At 70.2% G+C, this 16,392-nt stretch carries 15 protein-coding genes; 13 read left to right on the top strand and 2 right to left on the bottom strand.

Features of this window, described 5'->3' with window-relative positions:
* Positions 1 to 108 precede the first annotated feature (108 nt).
* The 11 genes from pdxS (at position 109) to ACWCPM_RS05125 (ending at position 11,944) form a co-directional block, all read left to right on the top strand.
* A complete protein-coding gene (gene pdxS, locus ACWCPM_RS05175) occupies positions 109 to 1,032 on the top strand; it encodes a pyridoxal 5'-phosphate synthase lyase subunit PdxS (RefSeq protein WP_450974764.1) in 924 nt (307 codons plus the stop codon).
* A 12-nt stretch (positions 1,033 to 1,044) separates the two neighbouring features.
* Positions 1,045 to 1,653 carry a pyridoxal 5'-phosphate synthase glutaminase subunit PdxT gene (gene pdxT, locus ACWCPM_RS05170; protein ID WP_450974763.1) on the top strand — a complete coding sequence of 203 codons (609 nt, stop codon included), beginning with the start codon at positions 1,045 to 1,047 and terminating at the stop codon, positions 1,651 to 1,653.
* A 49-nt stretch (positions 1,654 to 1,702) separates the two neighbouring features.
* Positions 1,703 to 2,455 carry a YebC/PmpR family DNA-binding transcriptional regulator gene (locus ACWCPM_RS05165; protein ID WP_450974762.1) on the top strand — a complete coding sequence of 251 codons (753 nt, stop codon included), beginning with the start codon at positions 1,703 to 1,705 and terminating at the stop codon, positions 2,453 to 2,455.
* Positions 2,456 to 2,597: 142 nt separating this feature from the next.
* Positions 2,598 to 3,143, top strand: coding sequence for a crossover junction endodeoxyribonuclease RuvC (gene ruvC / locus ACWCPM_RS05160; protein WP_450974761.1), 546 nt, complete (start codon positions 2,598 to 2,600; stop codon positions 3,141 to 3,143).
* A complete protein-coding gene (gene ruvA, locus ACWCPM_RS05155; RefSeq protein WP_450974760.1) occupies positions 3,140 to 3,745 on the top strand; it encodes a Holliday junction branch migration protein RuvA in 606 nt (201 codons plus the stop codon). The genes ruvC and ruvA overlap by 4 nt, the downstream gene beginning before the upstream one ends.
* Positions 3,746 to 3,878: 133 nt before the next feature.
* Positions 3,879 to 4,949 (top strand): Holliday junction branch migration DNA helicase RuvB, encoded by a 1,071-nt coding sequence (ruvB, locus tag ACWCPM_RS05150; protein WP_450974759.1) that lies wholly within the window; start codon positions 3,879 to 3,881, stop codon positions 4,947 to 4,949.
* A gap of 162 nt (positions 4,950 to 5,111) precedes the next feature.
* On the top strand, positions 5,112 to 5,603 hold the full coding sequence (yajC, locus tag ACWCPM_RS05145) for a preprotein translocase subunit YajC (RefSeq protein WP_450974758.1): 492 nt from the start codon (positions 5,112 to 5,114) through the stop codon (positions 5,601 to 5,603).
* 131 nt (positions 5,604 to 5,734) lie between these two features.
* Positions 5,735 to 7,504, top strand: coding sequence for a protein translocase subunit SecD (gene secD / locus ACWCPM_RS05140; RefSeq protein WP_450974757.1), 1,770 nt, complete (start codon positions 5,735 to 5,737; stop codon positions 7,502 to 7,504).
* A 1-nt stretch (position 7,505) separates the two neighbouring features.
* Positions 7,506 to 8,624 carry a protein translocase subunit SecF gene (gene secF, locus ACWCPM_RS05135; protein WP_450974756.1) on the top strand — a complete coding sequence of 373 codons (1,119 nt, stop codon included), beginning with the start codon at positions 7,506 to 7,508 and terminating at the stop codon, positions 8,622 to 8,624.
* Entirely contained in the window at positions 8,621 to 9,160 is a 540-nt protein-coding gene (locus ACWCPM_RS05130) for an adenine phosphoribosyltransferase (RefSeq protein WP_450974755.1), read from the top strand. Before secF ends, ACWCPM_RS05130 begins: the two co-directional genes overlap by 4 nt.
* Positions 9,161 to 9,409: 249 nt before the next feature.
* Positions 9,410 to 11,944: a RelA/SpoT family protein gene (locus ACWCPM_RS05125; protein WP_450974754.1), complete on the top strand. Its 2,535-nt coding sequence runs from the start codon at positions 9,410 to 9,412 to the stop codon at positions 11,942 to 11,944.
* A 76-nt stretch (positions 11,945 to 12,020) separates the two neighbouring features.
* Here ACWCPM_RS05125 and ACWCPM_RS05120 read toward each other — a convergent pair whose 3' ends face one another.
* Together ACWCPM_RS05120 and ACWCPM_RS05115 are read right to left on the bottom strand one after the other, a co-directional pair.
* Entirely contained in the window at positions 12,021 to 13,250 is a 1,230-nt protein-coding gene (locus tag ACWCPM_RS05120) for a DUF349 domain-containing protein (RefSeq protein ID WP_450974753.1), read from the bottom strand.
* A gap of 135 nt (positions 13,251 to 13,385) precedes the next feature.
* Positions 13,386 to 14,207, bottom strand: a complete 822-nt coding sequence (locus ACWCPM_RS05115) for a peptidylprolyl isomerase (protein ID WP_450974752.1) — start codon at positions 14,205 to 14,207, stop codon at positions 13,386 to 13,388.
* Positions 14,208 to 14,386: 179 nt separating this feature from the next.
* Here ACWCPM_RS05115 and ACWCPM_RS05110 point away from each other — a divergent pair, with 179 nt between their 5' ends.
* Positions 14,387 to 15,094 (top strand): MBL fold metallo-hydrolase, encoded by a 708-nt coding sequence (locus ACWCPM_RS05110; protein WP_450974751.1) that lies wholly within the window; start codon positions 14,387 to 14,389, stop codon positions 15,092 to 15,094.
* 13 nt (positions 15,095 to 15,107) lie between these two features.
* Positions 15,108 to 16,370 carry a histidine--tRNA ligase gene (gene hisS, locus ACWCPM_RS05105; protein ID WP_450974750.1) on the top strand — a complete coding sequence of 421 codons (1,263 nt, stop codon included), beginning with the start codon at positions 15,108 to 15,110 and terminating at the stop codon, positions 16,368 to 16,370.
* Positions 16,371 to 16,392 lie beyond the last annotated feature (22 nt).

Here is a 16,392-nt window from a genome sequence, read left to right as displayed (position 1 = left end):
TGGCGGAAAACGATCCACCGGCTGCGCATTGGCCCTTGCTGTGGCCTGCGCATATCCCGTTTCCTCGGTGCTTGCAGAAAGCCCTCTTTCACGTCAGTGAGGTCACCCGTGTCCAGCACGCTCCCGAACCCCGCCCCGTCCCAGGACAACGCCGCCACCGGCACCGCGCGCGTGAAGCGCGGCATGGCCGAGCAGCTCAAGGGTGGCGTGATCATGGACGTCGTCACGCCGGAGCAGGCGAAGATCGCCGAGGACGCGGGCGCCGTCGCCGTCATGGCTCTGGAGCGCGTCCCGGCCGACATCCGCAAGGACGGCGGAGTGGCCCGGATGTCCGACCCGGACATGATCGAAGGCATCATCGACGCCGTCTCGATCCCGGTCATGGCCAAGTCCCGCATCGGCCACTTCGTCGAGGCCCAGGTCCTGCAGTCGCTCGGCGTCGACTACATCGACGAGTCCGAGGTGCTCACCCCGGCCGACGAGGTCAACCACTCCGACAAGTGGGCCTTCACCACCCCCTTCGTCTGCGGCGCCACCAACCTCGGTGAGGCCCTGCGCCGCATCGCCGAGGGCGCGGCCATGATCCGCTCCAAGGGTGAGGCCGGCACCGGCAACGTCGTCGAGGCCGTCCGCCATCTGCGCCAGATCAAGAACGAGATCGCCCGGCTGCGCGGCTACGACAACAACGAGCTGTACGCCGCCGCCAAGGACCTGCGCGCCCCGTACGAGCTGGTCAAGGAGGTCGCCGAGCTCGGCAAGCTGCCGGTCGTGCTGTTCTCCGCGGGCGGGGTCGCCACCCCGGCAGACGCCGCGCTGATGCGCCAGCTCGGCGCCGAGGGCGTCTTTGTCGGCTCCGGCATCTTCAAGTCCGGCGACCCGGCCAAGCGTGCCGCCGCCATCGTCAAGGCGACCACCTTCTTCGACGACCCGAAGATCATCGCCGACGCGTCCCGCAACCTCGGCGAGGCCATGGTCGGCATCAATTGCGACACCCTCCCCGAGACCGAGCGCTACGCCAACCGCGGCTGGTAAGGCACTGCGTCCATGAGCCACACCCCCGTCATAGGTGTCCTGGCCCTCCAGGGCGACGTACGGGAGCACCTCATCGCCCTGGCCGCGGCCGACGCCGTGGCCAGGCCGGTCAGGCGCCCCGAAGAACTCGACGAGGTCGACGGCCTCGTCGTCCCCGGCGGCGAGTCCACCACCATCTCCAAGCTGGCCCACCTGTTCGGCGTGATGGAGCCCCTGCGCGCCCGGGTGCGCGCGGGCCTGCCCGTCTACGGCACCTGCGCGGGCATGATCCTGCTGGCCGACAAGATCCTCGACCCGCGCTCGGGCCAGGAGACGATCGGCGGCATCGACATGATCGTGCGCCGCAACGCCTTCGGACGGCAGAACGAGTCCTTCGAGGCAGCGGTCGACGTCGCGGGCGTCACGGGAGATCCTGTGGAAGGGGTCTTCATCCGCGCCCCGTGGGTCGAGTCCGTCGGCGCCCGGGTCGAGGTGCTCGCCGAGCACGGCGGCCACATCGTCGCGGTCCGCCAGGGCAACGCGCTCGCCACGTCGTTCCACCCGGAGCTGACCGGTGACCACCGTGTGCACAGTCTGTTCGTCGACATGGTGCGCGCGACCCGTGCGGCGCGGTCCTTGTAGGATCTCTGGCGTTCGTTGCAGAGATGGGTTACGCGAAGGAGACAGGCAGATGTCCGGCCACTCTAAATGGGCTACGACGAAGCACAAGAAGGCCGTGGTCGACGCCAAACGCGGCAAGCTCTTCGCGAAGCTGATCAAGAACATCGAGGTCGCGGCCCGTATGGGTGGCGTCGACATCGAGGGAAACCCGACGCTCTACGACGCCATCCAGAAGGCGAAGAAGCAGTCGGTCCCGAACAAGAACATCGACTCCGCGGTCAAGCGCGGCGGTGGCCTCGAGGCCGGCGGCGCCGACTACGAGACGATCATGTACGAGGGCTACGGCCCGAACGGTGTCGCGGTGCTCATCGAGTGCCTCACCGACAACCGCAACCGCGCCGCCTCCGACGTCCGTGTCGCCATGACCCGCAACGGCGGCAACATGGCCGACCCGGGCTCGGTGTCGTACCTCTTCAACCGCAAGGGCGTCGTCATCGTCCCCAAGGGCGAGCTCGGTGAGGACGACGTCCTGGGCGCCGTGCTCGACGCGGGCGCCGAGGAGGTCAACGACCTCGGCGAGTCCTTCGAGGTGCTCAGCGAGGCCACCGACCTGGTCGCGGTCCGCAGCGCCCTCCAGGACGCCGGGATCGACTACGACTCCGCCGAGGCCAACTTCGTCCCGACCATGCAGGTCGAGCTGGACGAGGAGGGCGCGAGGAAGATCTTCAAGCTGATCGACGCGCTGGAGGACAGCGACGACGTCCAGAACGTCTTCGCCAACTTCGACGTGAGCGACGAGATCATGGAGAAGGTCGACGCCTGACTCCGCCGCGGGCTCCAGAGCGCTCCACGGGCCGACGGGACACACACCCCGTCGGCCCGTCGCGTTGTCAGCGGCACCCGATAGCCTGCACGAACTGGGGGTACCGGCCGGCGGTGGCCGGTGCGGAGCGAAGGAGGGGCAGGTGCGTGTACTGGGTGTGGACCCGGGACTGACCCGGTGCGGTGTCGGTGTCGTGGAAGGGATTCCCGGCCGGCCGCTCACCATGCTGGGCGTCGGTGTCGTGCGCACCCCGGCGGACGCCGAGCTCGGGCACCGCCTGGTCGCCGTCGAGCGGGGCATCGAGGAGTGGCTCGACGCGCACCGGCCGGAGTTCGTCGCGGTGGAGCGGGTGTTCAGTCAGCACAACGTGCGCACGGTGATGGGAACCGCCCAGGCCAGCGCCGTCGCCATGCTCTGCGCGGCCCGCCGCGGCATCCCCGTCGCCCTGCACACCCCCAGCGAGGTCAAGGCCGCCGTCACCGGCTCCGGCCGCGCCGACAAGGCACAGGTCGGGGCCATGGTCACCCGGCTTTTGCGGCTGGCGGCCCCGCCGAAGCCGGCCGACGCCGCCGACGCCCTGGCACTCGCCATCTGTCACATCTGGCGCGCCCCCGCGCAGAACCGCCTCCAGCAGGCCATCGCCCAGCACACCGCAGGAACCACCGCATCGAAAGGCCGCACGGCATGATCGCCTTCGTCAGTGGCACGGTCGCCGCTCTCGCCCCCGACGCCGCGGTGGTCGAGGTCGGCGGGGTCGGCATGGCCGTCCAGTGCACGCCCAACACGCTGTCCACGCTCCGCACGGGCCGGCCCGCCAAGCTGGCGACCTCCCTCGTCGTGCGGGAGGACTCGCTCACCCTCTACGGCTTCGTCGACGACGACGAGCGGCAGGTCTTCGAGCTGCTCCAGACCGCGAGCGGGGTGGGCCCGCGGCTCGCCCAGGCCATGCTCGCCGTGCACACGCCCGACGCGCTGCGCCGCGCGGTCGCGACCGGCGACGAGAAGGCCCTGACCGCCGTCCCCGGCATCGGCAAGAAGGGCGCCCAGAAGTTGCTGCTGGAGCTGAAGGACCGCCTGGGCGAGCCGATCGGCGCCCCCGCGGTCGGCGCGCCCGTCAGCACCGGCTGGCGCGACCAGCTGCACGCCGCCCTGATCGGCCTGGGGTACGCGACCAGGGACGCCGACGAGGCGGTCGCCGCCGTAGCGCCCCGGGCGGAGGCTGCCGAGGGCGCGCCCCAGGTGGGCCAGCTGCTGAAGGCGGCCCTGCAGACGCTCAACAGAACCCGATGACCCGGGGCGCCGCGCACGGCACGCGACGGCGGCGGACGCGAGCCGCCCGCCGCGCCGATGAGACCGCCCGAGGAGCCGCGCCCGCCTTTCCGACCCACCCATCCGACCGCGAACGCACCCGAGGCCCCCGCACATGAACTGGGACGACCCGACCGACCCCGCCGACACCGAGCGGCTGGTGGGCCCCGCCGCCGACCGTGAGGACCAGGCCGTCGAGGCCGCGCTGCGCCCCAAGGACCTGGGCGAGTTCATCGGCCAGGAAAAGGTCCGGGAGCAGCTCGACCTCGTCCTGCGCGCCGCCCGCGCGCGGGGCGCCACCGCCGACCATGTGCTGCTGTCCGGCGCCCCGGGGCTGGGCAAGACCACGCTCTCCATGATCATCGCGGCCGAGATGGGCGCGCCGATCCGCATCACGTCGGGCCCCGCCATCCAGCACGCCGGCGACCTCGCGGCGATCCTCTCGTCCCTCCAGGAGGGCGAGGTCCTCTTCCTCGACGAGATCCACCGCATGTCCCGGCCCGCCGAGGAGATGCTGTACATGGCGATGGAGGACTTCCGCGTCGACGTCATCGTCGGCAAGGGCCCCGGCGCCACCGCGATCCCTCTGGAGCTGCCCCCGTTCACGCTGGTCGGCGCCACCACGCGCGCGGGCCTGCTGCCGCCCCCGCTGCGCGACCGCTTCGGCTTCACCGCGCACATGGAGTTCTACGAGCCGGCGGAGCTGGAGCGGGTCATCCACCGCTCCGCGAACCTGCTGGACGTCGAGATCGACACCGACGGCGCCGCCGAGATCGCCGGCCGCTCCCGCGGCACGCCCCGGATCGCCAACCGGCTGCTGCGCCGGGTGCGGGACTACGCGCAGGTCAAGGCCGACGGAATCATCACGCGCGACATCGCGTGCGCGGCGTTGCGGGTCTACGAGGTCGACCCGCGCGGCCTGGACCGCCTCGACCGTTCGGTGCTCGAAGCGCTGCTGAAGCTGTTCGGCGGCGGACCGGTCGGCCTGTCGACGCTCGCTGTCGCGGTGGGGGAGGAGCGTGAGACCGTGGAGGAGGTCGCCGAACCGTTCCTCGTACGCGAGGGTCTGCTCGCCCGGACACCGCGCGGCCGGGTCGCCACACCCGCGGCCTGGGCGCATCTCGGCCTCACCCCGCCCCGCCAGGGCACGGTGGGAACCGGACAACAGGACCTGTTCGGGGCGTGACGGCGAGGGCATTCGTCCCGGCAGGAACCCCGGTGCGATGCTGAGCGTTGTTCCCTGCGCGCGGACTCGCTTAGACTCCGCCGATGCCGCCTTCCCCGGCGGCTGACATACCCCCATCCAACAGGCCGCCCACCTGCGCGGTCGTGCGAAGGAAATCGTCCCGTGAATAGCCTCGTGACCCTCCTCCCGTTCATCGTGCTGATCGGGGCCATGATCCTGATGACCCGCTCGGCCAAGAAGAAGCAGCAGGCCGCGGTCGACATGCGCAACCAGGTGCAGCCCGGTTCCGGAGTCCGCACCATCGGGGGCATGTACGCAACGGTCAAGGAGGTCAACGAGGACACGGTCCTCCTCGACGCCGGCCCGGGCGTCGACCTCCTCTTCGCCAAGAACTCCATCGGCGCGGTGCTCTCCGACGACGAGTACAACCGCCTCGTCCACGGCATCGAGCACGACCTGAAGGACGACGCGGACACCGTCCCGGACGACGCCTCCTCCCTCACCGAGGACGACGAGCCCGCCGACGCCGCCCACGCCGACGAGAAGTCCGTCGACCTCGGGAAGAAGGACGTGGACGCCGCGCCCGCCGACGCCGCCGAGGCGAAGCAGGACGACGAGCCGAAGAAGACCGACGGCGAGGCCGACGCGAAGTAGTCAGTCCCGGAGCGCGCGGGCCGGGCCCGGGTGCCCGGGACAGGCGCAACCCGCACGGGATCCCGACACCATGTCATGGCCGTCCCGCCCGCTGACCCGGAGTGAGGCGGCCCGAGAGGGAGTACGAGAAGGTGGCAGCACCTAAAAAGGGCCGGAGTTCGAGCGCCCAGAGCAAGCCATGGCGCTCGTTGGCCCTGATTCTGATCGCCCTCGTGGCGCTCACCGGGGGAATGTTCGCCTCCGGACACACCACTCCGCGTCTCGGCATCGACCTGGCCGGTGGTACGAGCATCACGCTGACGGCGGTCAACGAACCAGGCGAGCCCAACGCGATCAACAAGACCAACATGGACACCGCCGTCGAGATCATGGAGCGGCGCGTCAACGGTCTTGGTGTCTCGGAGGCCGAGGTTCAGACCCAGGGCGACCGGAACATCATCGTCAACATTCCCAAGGGCACGAATTCCAAGCAGGCCCGGGAACAGGTCGGTACCACCGCCAAGCTCTACTTCCGCCCGCTGCTGCAGCGCGAGGCGTCCACCGGTGCGCAGCCTCCCGGCGAGGCCCCGAGCGGCAGCCCGTCGCCCAGCGCCTCCGCCACGGGCGACGGCAAGGACGAGGCGAAGTCCCCCGCCGCCCCGTCGGGCACGGCGACGTCCTCCGGCACCCCGTCGGCCACGGCCACCACGCAGGGCCGAGCCGTCACGAACGGGCTCAAGGCCGACGCGTCGCCGTCCGCCACCCCCACCCCCTCCGCTCCCGCGGAGAACGGCTCGGGTGACGTCAGCAGCGCTCTCCAGGCCCAGTACGCGGCGCTGAACTGCGCGGACCCGAAGCAGCGCGCCGAGGCCGGCAGGGCCGCCAAGTCCGACGAGGCCACCGTCGCCTGTGGCCAGGACGCGGGCATGTGGAACAAGTTCCTGCTCGGCCCGGTCGGCGTCGACGGCACCGAGATCGACAAGGCCCAGGCCGTCTTCGACACCCAGAGCGCGGCAGGGTGGAAGGTGGTGATGGACTTCAGCTCCGCCGGGGCCAAGAAGTTCGCCGACATCACCGGTCAGCTCTCGGCGAAGCCGTCCCCGCAGAACGAGTTCGCGATCGTCCTCGACGACGAGGTGGTCTCCCACCCGTACGTCCGCACGGCCATCACCGGCGGCAACGCCGAGATCTCCGGCAGCTTCACGCAGGAGGAGTCCCAGAACCTCGCGAACGTGCTGTCCTATGGTGCGCTCCCGCTCTCCTTCAAGGAGTCCAGCGTGACCACCGTGACCGCCGCCCTGGGTGGTGAGCAGCTCGAGGCCGGCCTGATCGCGGGCGCCATCGGCCTCGCCCTGGTCGTGCTGTACCTGCTGGTCTACTACCGCGGCCTGTCGTTCATCGCCCTCCTGTCGCTGCTGGTCTCCGCGGCCCTCACGTACACGCTCATGGCGCTGCTCGGCCCGGCGATCGGCTTCGCGCTGAACCTGCCGGCCGTGTGCGGGGCCATCGTCGCCATCGGCATCACGGCGGACTCGTTCATCGTCTACTTCGAACGGGTCCGGGACGAGATCCGCGAGGGCCGCTCGCTGCGCCCCGCCGTCGAGCGTGCCTGGCCGCGTGCCCGGCGCACGATCCTGGTCTCCGACTTCGTGTCGTTCCTCGCCGCCGCGGTGCTCTTCATCGTCACCGTCGGCAAGGTGCAGGGCTTCGCGTTCACGCTCGGCCTGACCACCGTGCTCGACGTCGTGGTCGTCTTCCTCTTCACCAAGCCCCTGCTGACGCTCATGGCGCGCCGGAAGTTCTTCGCGGAGGGTCACCCGTGGTCCGGGCTCGACCCCAAGCGTCTCGGCGCGCGGCCGCCCGTGCGCCGCACCCGCCGTCCCTCGCACCCCGCAGGCCCCGTCGAAACGAAGGAGGCCTGAGATGTCGAAGCTCGGCGACCTCGGAGCCCGACTGCACCGTGGCGAGGTCAGTTACGACTTCGTCGGCAACCGCAAGATCTGGTACGGCATCTCGATCCTGATCACCATCACGGCGATCGTGGGTCTGGCGGTGCGGGGCCTGAACATGGGCATCGAGTTCCAGGGCGGTGCCGTCTTCACCACCCCGAAGACGTCCGTCTCGGTCAGCCAGGCCGAGGAGTACGCGGAGGCGGCGTCGGGACACGACGCCATCGTCCAGAAGCTCGGCAACGGCAGCCTGCGCATCCAGGTCGCGGGCATCGACACCAGCCAGGCGGACCGGATCAACCAGGCGCTCGCCGACGACATGAAGGTCGACGCCGACAAGATCAACGCCGAACTGGTCGGCCCCAGCTGGGGTGAGCAGATCGCCAACAAGGCATGGCAGGGCCTGGGGATCTTCCTGGTCCTGGTGGTGATCTACCTCGCGATCGCCTTCGAGTGGCGGATGGCGGTCGCGGCGTTCGTCGCCCTGATCCACGACATCACCATCACGGTCGGCATCTACGCCCTCGTGGGCTTCGAGGTCACACCGGGCACGGTGATCGGTCTGCTGACGATCCTCGGTTATTCGCTGTACGACACGGTGGTCGTCTTCGACAGCCTCAAGGAACAGACGAGGGACCTCACCAAGCAGACCCGCTGGACCTACAGCGATGTCGCCAACCGGTCGATCAACAGCACGCTGGTCCGCTCGATCAACACCACGGTGGTCGCGCTGCTGCCGGTGGCGGGCCTGTTGTTCATCGGCGGCGGTGTGCTCGGCGCGGGCATGCTCAACGACATCTCGCTGTCGCTGTTCGTCGGCCTCGCGGCCGGTGCGTACTCCTCGATCTTCATCGCCACACCGCTCGTCGCCGACCTCAAGGAGCGCGAGCCGAAGATGAAGGCGCTGCGCAAGCGGGTCCTCGCGAAGCGGGCGCAGGGCGGCGAGCAGGACGAGACGTCGGTCGCCGACGCCGAGGGCGAGCCGTTCGACGACGAGCCGGACGACGCCGCTCACGCGGTGGTCGGCCCGCGCAACCAGCCCGTCTCCCGCACGCGTGGGCGCGGCCGGCCCTCCTCGGGGAAGCGTCGATGACCGACATCAGGGAGCTGCTGCTCAGCCGCATCCGTGATGTGGCCGACCACCCGGAACCGGGCGTGGTGTTCAAGGACATCACCCCGCTGCTGGCGGACCCGGCGGCGTTCACGGCGCTGACGGACGCGCTGACCGAGGTCGTGGAGCGCACCGGCGCCACCAAGGTGGTCGGTCTGGAGGCCCGCGGCTTCATCCTCGCCGCACCGGTCGCCGTGCGCGCCGGCGTCGGCTTCATCCCGGTGCGCAAGGCGGGCAAGCTCCCCGGAGCGACGCTGAGCCAGGCGTACGACCTGGAGTACGGCTCGGCGGTCATCGAGGTGCACGCCGAGGACCTGAGCGAGGACGACCGGGTCCTGATCATCGACGACGTCCTCGCCACGGGCGGCACGGCCGAGGCGTCGGTCCAGCTCGTCCAGAGGGCCGGCGCCACGGTCGTGGGTCTCGCGGTCCTCATGGAGCTGACGTTCCTCGGCGGCCGGCAGCGGCTCGCATCGCTGCCGGGCGAGGTTCCCCTGGACGCGTTGATCGCGATCTGAGTGTGTGTTCCACCCGCTGACGGGCGCCCCGGAAGGTTCCGGGGCGCCCGTCTCGTCCCTGGCCCGTCCGCGCAGCTCGAGCTCGGGGGGAGCCCAGCCGGCCGGCTGGGAGGAATCCGCTGCCCGCCTGCGGCGTTGAGCATGTACGCGGTCCTCGGATCGGCCTGAAGGAGATCCTGGAGCCGAGGATCGCTACCATGGGTTCTCCGGAGCCTGACCGGGGACCCGGATCGCGCACGAGGAGCCCGCTTGCCAGACGAGGCCCAGCACCTGACCGCCGCCAAGCCCGAGCGCGCCTCGGAGCACGCGGCCCAGCCCGCGCAGCACCCGAGGAACGACGCTCGCGGGTCGGTGGAGCACGCCCCGTCGGCGCCCCCCGCGAAGGGCAGCGAGCAGCCTCGCCCCAAGTCGGCCGCTGCCGAGCGCCCCGCGTCCGCAGCTCCGATCCGGCCCGCCGCGACGCCCCAGACGGCCCGCTCCGGCTCCTCCAACCGCGTCAGGGCCCGTCTGGCCCGCCTCGGCGTCCAGCGCGCCCACCCGTACAACCCGGTCCTGGAGCCCCTGCTCCGGATAGTCCGCAGCAACGACCCGAAGATCGAGACGTCGACGCTGCGCCAGATCGAGAAGGCCTACCAGGTCGCCGAGCGCTGGCACCGCGGCCAGAAGCGCAAGAGCGGCGACCCGTACATCACGCACCCGCTCGCCGTGACCACGATCCTCGCCGAGCTCGGCATGGATCCGGCCACCCTCATGGCGGGCCTGCTGCACGACACCGTCGAGGACACCGAGTACGGCCTGGAGGACCTGCGCCGCGACTTCGGCGACGTGGTCGCCCTGCTCGTGGACGGCGTCACCAAGCTGGACAAGGTCAAGTTCGGCGAGGCCGCGCAGGCCGAGACCGTGCGCAAGATGGTCGTCGCCATGGCCAAGGACCCGCGCGTCCTGGTCATCAAGCTCGCCGACCGCCTGCACAACATGCGCACCATGCGGTACCTCAAGCGCGAGAAGCAGGAGAAGAAGGCGCGCGAGACCCTGGAGATCTACGCGCCGCTCGCCCATCGCCTCGGTATGAACACCATCAAGTGGGAACTGGAGGACCTCGCCTTCGCGATCCTCTACCCCAAGATGTACGACGAGATCGTACGGCTGGTGGCCGAGCGGGCACCGAAGCGTGACGAGTACCTGGCCATAGTGACCGACGAGGTCCAGCAGGACCTGCGTTCCGCCCGGATCAAGGCGACGGTCACCGGCCGCCCGAAGCACTACTACAGCGTCTACCAGAAGATGATCGTCCGCGGCCGTGACTTCGCGGAGATCTACGACCTGGTGGGCATTCGCGTCCTCGTCGACACGGTCCGCGACTGCTACGCGGCCCTCGGCACCGTGCACGCGCGATGGAACCCGGTCCCCGGCCGGTTCAAGGACTACATCGCGATGCCCAAGTTCAACATGTACCAGTCGCTGCACACGACGGTGATCGGTCCCAACGGCAAGCCGGTCGAGCTCCAGATCCGGACGTTCGACATGCACCGCCGCGCCGAGTACGGCATCGCCGCGCACTGGAAGTACAAGCAGGAGGCCGTCGCCGGCGCCTCCAAGGTACGCACCGACGCGCCGAAGTCGTCCGGCAAGGGCAAGGACGACCACCTCAACGACATGGCGTGGCTGCGCCAGCTGCTGGACTGGCAGAAGGAGACCGAGGACCCGGGCGAGTTCCTGGAGTCCCTGCGCTTCGACCTGTCGCGCAACGAGGTCTTCGTCTTCACCCCCAAGGGCGACGTGATAGCGCTCCCGGCGGGTGCCACCCCGGTGGACTTCGCGTACGCGGTGCACACCGAGGTCGGTCACCGCACCATAGGGGCGCGGGTCAACGGCCGTCTCGTACCGCTGGAGTCCACCCTGGACAACGGCGACCTGGTGGAGGTCTTCACCTCCAAGGCCACGGGCGCGGGCCCGTCCCGCGACTGGCTCGGCTTCGTGAAGTCGCCGCGCGCCCGCAACAAGATCCGGGCGTGGTTCTCCAAGGAGCGCCGCGACGAGGCGATCGAGCAGGGCAAGGACGCCATCGTCCGCGCGATGCGCAAGCAGAACCTGCCGATCCAGCGCATCCTCACCGGCGACTCCCTGGTGACCCTGGCGCACGAGATGCGCTACCCGGACATCTCCGCGCTGTACGCGGCGATCGGCGAGGGCCACGTCTCCGCGCAGAACGTCGTGCAGAAGCTCGTCCAGGCCTTCGGCGGCGAGGAGGCGGCCACCGAGGAGATCGACGAGAGCGTGCCGCCGGTCCGCGGCCGCAGCCGCAAGCGCCGGTCCAGCGCCGACCCGGGTGTGGTCGTCAGGGGCGTCGATGACGTGTGGGTCAAACTGGCCCGCTGCTGTACGCCCGTTCCCGGTGATCCGATCATCGGTTTCGTCACGCGCGGTAGCGGCGTATCGGTTCACCGCAGCGACTGTGTCAACGTGGAGTCACTGTCCCGTGAGCCCGAGCGCATCCTCGAGGTGGACTGGGCGCCCACCCAGTCCTCCGTCTTCCTGGTCGCCATCCAGGTGGAGGCACTCGACCGCTCCCGGCTCCTCTCGGACGTCACACGCGTGCTGTCCGACCAGCACGTCAACATCCTCTCCGCGGCGGTCCAGACCTCCCGGGACCGCGTCGCCACCTCGCGCTTCACCTTCGAGATGGGCGACCCGAAGCATCTGGGCCATGTGCTGAAGGCGGTGCGGGGCGTCGAGGGCGTCTACGACGTCTACCGGGTGACGTCGGCGCGCAGCCGGGCGTAGACGCGGTCACGGCACCACGAGAAGGGGCCCCGTACCTGGCGGTACGGGGCCCCTTCTCGTGCGGGTGTGTCGTGGGTCAGCCCCCGAACTCCTGCAGACCCTTCAGGGCCTGGTCCAGGAGCGCCTGGCGGCCCTCCAGTTCGCGCTCCAGCTTGTCGGCCCTGGCGCCGTTGCCCTGGGCACGCGCCTGCTCGACCTGCTTGTGGAGCTTGTCGACGGCGGCCTGGAGCTGGCCGGTCAGACCCGCGGCACGCGCGCGTGCCTCCGGGTTCGTCCGGCGCCACTCGGCCTCCTCGGCCTCCTGGATGGCCCGCTCGACGGCGTGCATCCGGCCCTCGACCTTCGGCCGGGCGTCGCGCGGCACATGGCCGATGGCCTCCCAGCGCTCGTTGACCGAGCGGAAGGCGGCCCGCGCGGTCTTCAGGTCCGTCACCGGGAGGATCTTCTCGGCCTCCTCGGCGAGTTCCTCCTTGAGCTTGAGGTTCTCCGTCTGCTCCGCGTCCCGCTCGGCGAACAGCGAGCTGCGGGCGGCGAAGAAGACGTCCTGGGCGCCGCGGAAGCGGTTCCAGAGGTCGTCCTCGTGCTCGCGCTGGGCGCGGCCCGCCGCCTTCCACTCCGTCATCAGGTCGCGGTAGCGCGCGGCCGTCGGACCCCAGTCCGTCGAGCCGGACAGCCCCTCGGCCTCGGCGACCAGCCGCTCCTTGGTCTTGCGGGCGTCCTCGCGCTGCGCGTCGAGCTGCGCGAAATGCGCCTTGCGACGCTTGGAGAACGCCGACCTGGCGTGCGAGAAGCGGTGCCACAGCTCGTCGTCCGACTTGCGGTCCAGCCGCGGCAGACCCTTCCAGGTGTCCACCAGGGCCCGCAGCCGCTCACCGGCCGCCCGCCACTGGTCGGACCGGGCCAGCTCCTCCGCCTCGGCGACCAGCGCCTCCTTGGAGTGCCGGGCCTCGTCGGTCTGCCGCGCGCGCTGCACCTTGCGCTCCTCGCGGCGCGCGTCGACGCTCTGCACGAGCTTGTCCAACCGGGTCCGCAGCGCGTCCAGATCACCGACGGCGTGGTGCGCGTCGACCTGCTCGCGCAGATGGTCCACGGCCGCTGTCGCGTCCTTCGCGGACAGGTCGGTGGTCTTCACTCGCTTCTCGAGGAGGCCGATCTCGACAACCAGGCCCTCGTACTTGCGCTCGAAGTAGGCCAACGCTTCCTCGGGGGAGCCGGCCTGCCAGGAACCGACGACCTGCTCTCCGTCGGCCGTACGCACGTACACGGTCCCCGTCTCGTCGACGCGGCCCCACGGGTCGCTGCTCACAGCGCCTCCTCCACATGATGCCTGCGGGGGGCCTCAGCTCCCCCGGGCATCGTCCACAGTTTCGTCACGGCCAACATAGGCGACCGGCGGGTTGCCTGTCCGCATCCCGCGCGACCGAAATTTCGCAGATGAGGGTCAGGATTTCGTGACGGTTGCCTTGTTGACCACGACCGTCGCGTTGGGTGCCCCGTCACCGGCGCCGGTGTTCTCACCAGCGGCGGCGATCTTCTTCAGGACCGCCATACCGGACTCGGAGAGGGTACCGAACGGTGTGTAGCTCGGCGGCAGCTGGCTGTCCTGGTAGACGAGGAAGAACTGGCTGCCGCCGGAGCCCGGCTGGCCGGTGTTCGCCATCGCGACGGTGCCGGCGGGGTAGACGTTGGCCTTGAGGCTTTCGTCCTTCAGGTTCTCGTCCGGAATCGTGTACCCGGGACCGCCGCTGCCACTGCCCGTCGGGTCGCCGCACTGGAGCACGTAGATGCCGTTGGTCGTCAGCCGGTGGCACGTGGTGTGGTCGAAGTAGCCCTCGCCGGCCAGGAACTCGAACGAGTTGACGGTGTGCGGAGCCGCCGACGTCTTCAGGGCGACGTCGATGTCGCCGCAGGTCGTCGCGAGCTTCATCGTGTAGTCGGCGGACTTGTCGATGGCCAGCTCCGGCTCCTTCTTCCAGGTCTGCGTCCCGGGCTTGCCGGCGGCCGGCTTGTCGCACGGGTCAGGGGCCTTGGACGGCGACGGCGGCGCGCTCTCCGTGACCTCCGCGCCCGCGTTGGTCTTGCCGTCGTCCTTGAGCACGCCGGTCGTGTACAGCGCGAGGCTGCCGATCAGGACCACGCCGAGCACCGACGCGACGACGGCGCTGCGGGTGCGCGACTTGCGCCGGGCGTCGGTGCGCCGCTGCTGCTGCCGCAAGAACTTCTCCCGGGCGAGCTGACGCCGCCGCTGTTCCTGGGTGACCACCGGATCTACTCCTCATGCGTCTAGAACGTCGACCGGTACGTGTGCGTCCTGCGGGCCGACCACCTGCGTGTGCCCCGTACCGTATATGGGTTCGCTGAGGAATCGGCAGCGCCGGTAGGCTCTTGAGGTCGGCCACAGCCGTCGCGAAACCGCCCGAACCGACACAACGAAGGACGATCGTGCTCATTGCCGGGTTCCCCGCCGGGGCCTGGGGGACGAACTGTTATCTCGTCGCCCCCGCCGCCGGTGAGGAGTGCGTGATCATCGACCCGGGCCACCAGGCGGCCCCCGGAGTCGAGGAAGCACTGAAGAAGCATCGGCTCAAGCCCGTCGCCGTCGTCCTCAGCCACGGTCACATCGACCACGTGGCCTCGGTCGTCCCGGTCTGCGGGGCGCACGACGTACCGGCGTGGATCCACCCCGAGGACCGCTACATGATGAGCGACCCGGAGAAGGGCCTCGGCCGGTCGATCGGGATGCCGCTCATGGGTGAACTCACCGTGGGAGAGCCGGACGACGTCAGGGAGCTGGCGGACGGCACGAAGCTGGAACTGGCGGGACTGGAGTTCTCCGTCGCCCACGCGCCGGGCCATACCAAGGGGTCGGTGACCTTCCGGATGCCCGAGGCCGCGGACGTCCCGTCCGTGTTCTTCTCGGGGGATCTGCTGTTCGCCGGCTCCGTCGGACGCACCGACCTGCCCGGCGGTGACATGGCCGAGATGCTCGACTCGCTGGCCCGCGTGTGCCTGCCGCTCGACGACTCGACCGTGGTGCTGTCCGGTCACGGCCCCCAGACGACCATCGGCCAGGAGCGCGCCACCAACCCGTATCTGCGGCAGGTGGCCGCCGGCCAGGGAGTCCCCGGGACTCCCCGACGAGGAATGTGACGAGAGACCTTCCGTGAGCACCTTCAAGGCCCCCAAGGGCACCTACGACCTGATCCCGCCGGACAGCGCCAAGTACCTGGCCGTCCGCGAGGCCATCGCCGCCCCGCTGCGCAACTCCGGCTACGGCTACATCGAGACCCCCGGCTTCGAGAACGTCGAGCTGTTCGCACGCGGCGTCGGCGAGTCCACCGACATCGTCACCAAGGAGATGTACGCCTTCGAGACCAAGGGCGGCGACCGCCTCGCCCTGCGTCCCGAGGGCACGGCGTCGGTGCTGCGCGCCGCGCTGGAGGCGAACCTGCACAAGGCGGGCAACCTGCCGGTCAAGCTCTGGTACTCGGGCTCGTACTACCGCTACGAGCGCCCCCAGAAGGGCCGTTACCGCCACTTCTCCCAGGTCGGCGCGGAGGCGATCGGCGCGGAGGACCCCGCCCTCGACGCCGAACTGATCATCCTGGCCGACCAGGCGTATCGCTCGCTGGGCCTGAGTGACTTCCGCATCCTGCTCAACAGCCTGGGCGACAAGGAGTGCCGCCCCGTCTACCGGGCCGCCCTCCAGGACTTCCTGCGCGGCCTCGACCTCGACGAGGACACCCTGCGCCGGGCGGACATCAACCCGCTGCGGGTGCTGGACGACAAGCGCGAGTCGGTGCAGCAGCAGCTCACCGGCGCCCCCCTGCTGCGCGACTACCTCTGCGACGCCTGCAAGGCGTACCACGAGGAGGTCCGCGAACTGATCACCGCGGCGGGCGTCGCCTTCGAGGACGACCCGAAGCTGGTGCGCGGCCTGGACTACTACACGCGGACCACGTTCGAGTTCGTCCACGACGGACTCGGCTCGCAGTCCGCCGTGGGCGGCGGCGGACGGTACGACGGCCTGTCCGAGATGATCGGCGGCCCCGCGCTGCCCTCCGTCGGCTGGGCCCTCGGCGTCGACCGCACGGTGCTCGCCCTGGAGGCGGAGGGCGTCGAGCTCGAACTCCCCGCCGCCACCAGCGTGTTCGCGGTGCCCCTCGGCGAGGAGGCGCGGCGCGTGCTGTTCGCGAAGGTCACCGAGTTGCGCAGGCTCGGGGTCGCCGCCGACTTCTCCTACGGAGCCAAGGGCCTCAAGGGCGCGATGAAGAACGCCAACCGCAGCGGCGCCCGCTACACGGTCGTGGCCGGTGAGCGCGACCTCGCGGAGGGCGTGGTCCAGCTCAAGGACATGGAGTCCGGCGAGCAGACGGCCGTGGGCGTGGGCGAGATCGTGGCCGAACTGGAAGCCCGGCTGGGCTGATCACGTCGGCGAGGGCGCCGGA

This window comes from Streptomyces sp. NPDC002309 (assembly GCF_053593375.1).
The sequence above is the reverse complement of the archived record's forward strand: the minus strand, read 5'-3'. Positions and strand labels throughout refer to the sequence as shown.

Excerpts from the sequence above, each read along its gene's own strand:
- pdxT (WP_450974763.1), top strand. The coding sequence starts at position 1,045 with ATGAGCCACACCCCCGTCATAGGTGTCCTGGCCCTCCAGGGCGACGTA.
- ACWCPM_RS05165 (WP_450974762.1), top strand. The coding sequence starts at position 1,703 with ATGTCCGGCCACTCTAAATGGGCTACGACGAAGCACAAGAAGGCCGTG.
- ruvA (WP_450974760.1), top strand. The coding sequence starts at position 3,140 with ATGATCGCCTTCGTCAGTGGCACGGTCGCCGCTCTCGCCCCCGACGCC.
- ruvB (WP_450974759.1), top strand. The coding sequence starts at position 3,879 with ATGAACTGGGACGACCCGACCGACCCCGCCGACACCGAGCGGCTGGTG.
- secF (WP_450974756.1), top strand. The coding sequence starts at position 7,506 with ATGTCGAAGCTCGGCGACCTCGGAGCCCGACTGCACCGTGGCGAGGTC.
- ACWCPM_RS05130 (WP_450974755.1), top strand. The coding sequence starts at position 8,621 with ATGACCGACATCAGGGAGCTGCTGCTCAGCCGCATCCGTGATGTGGCC.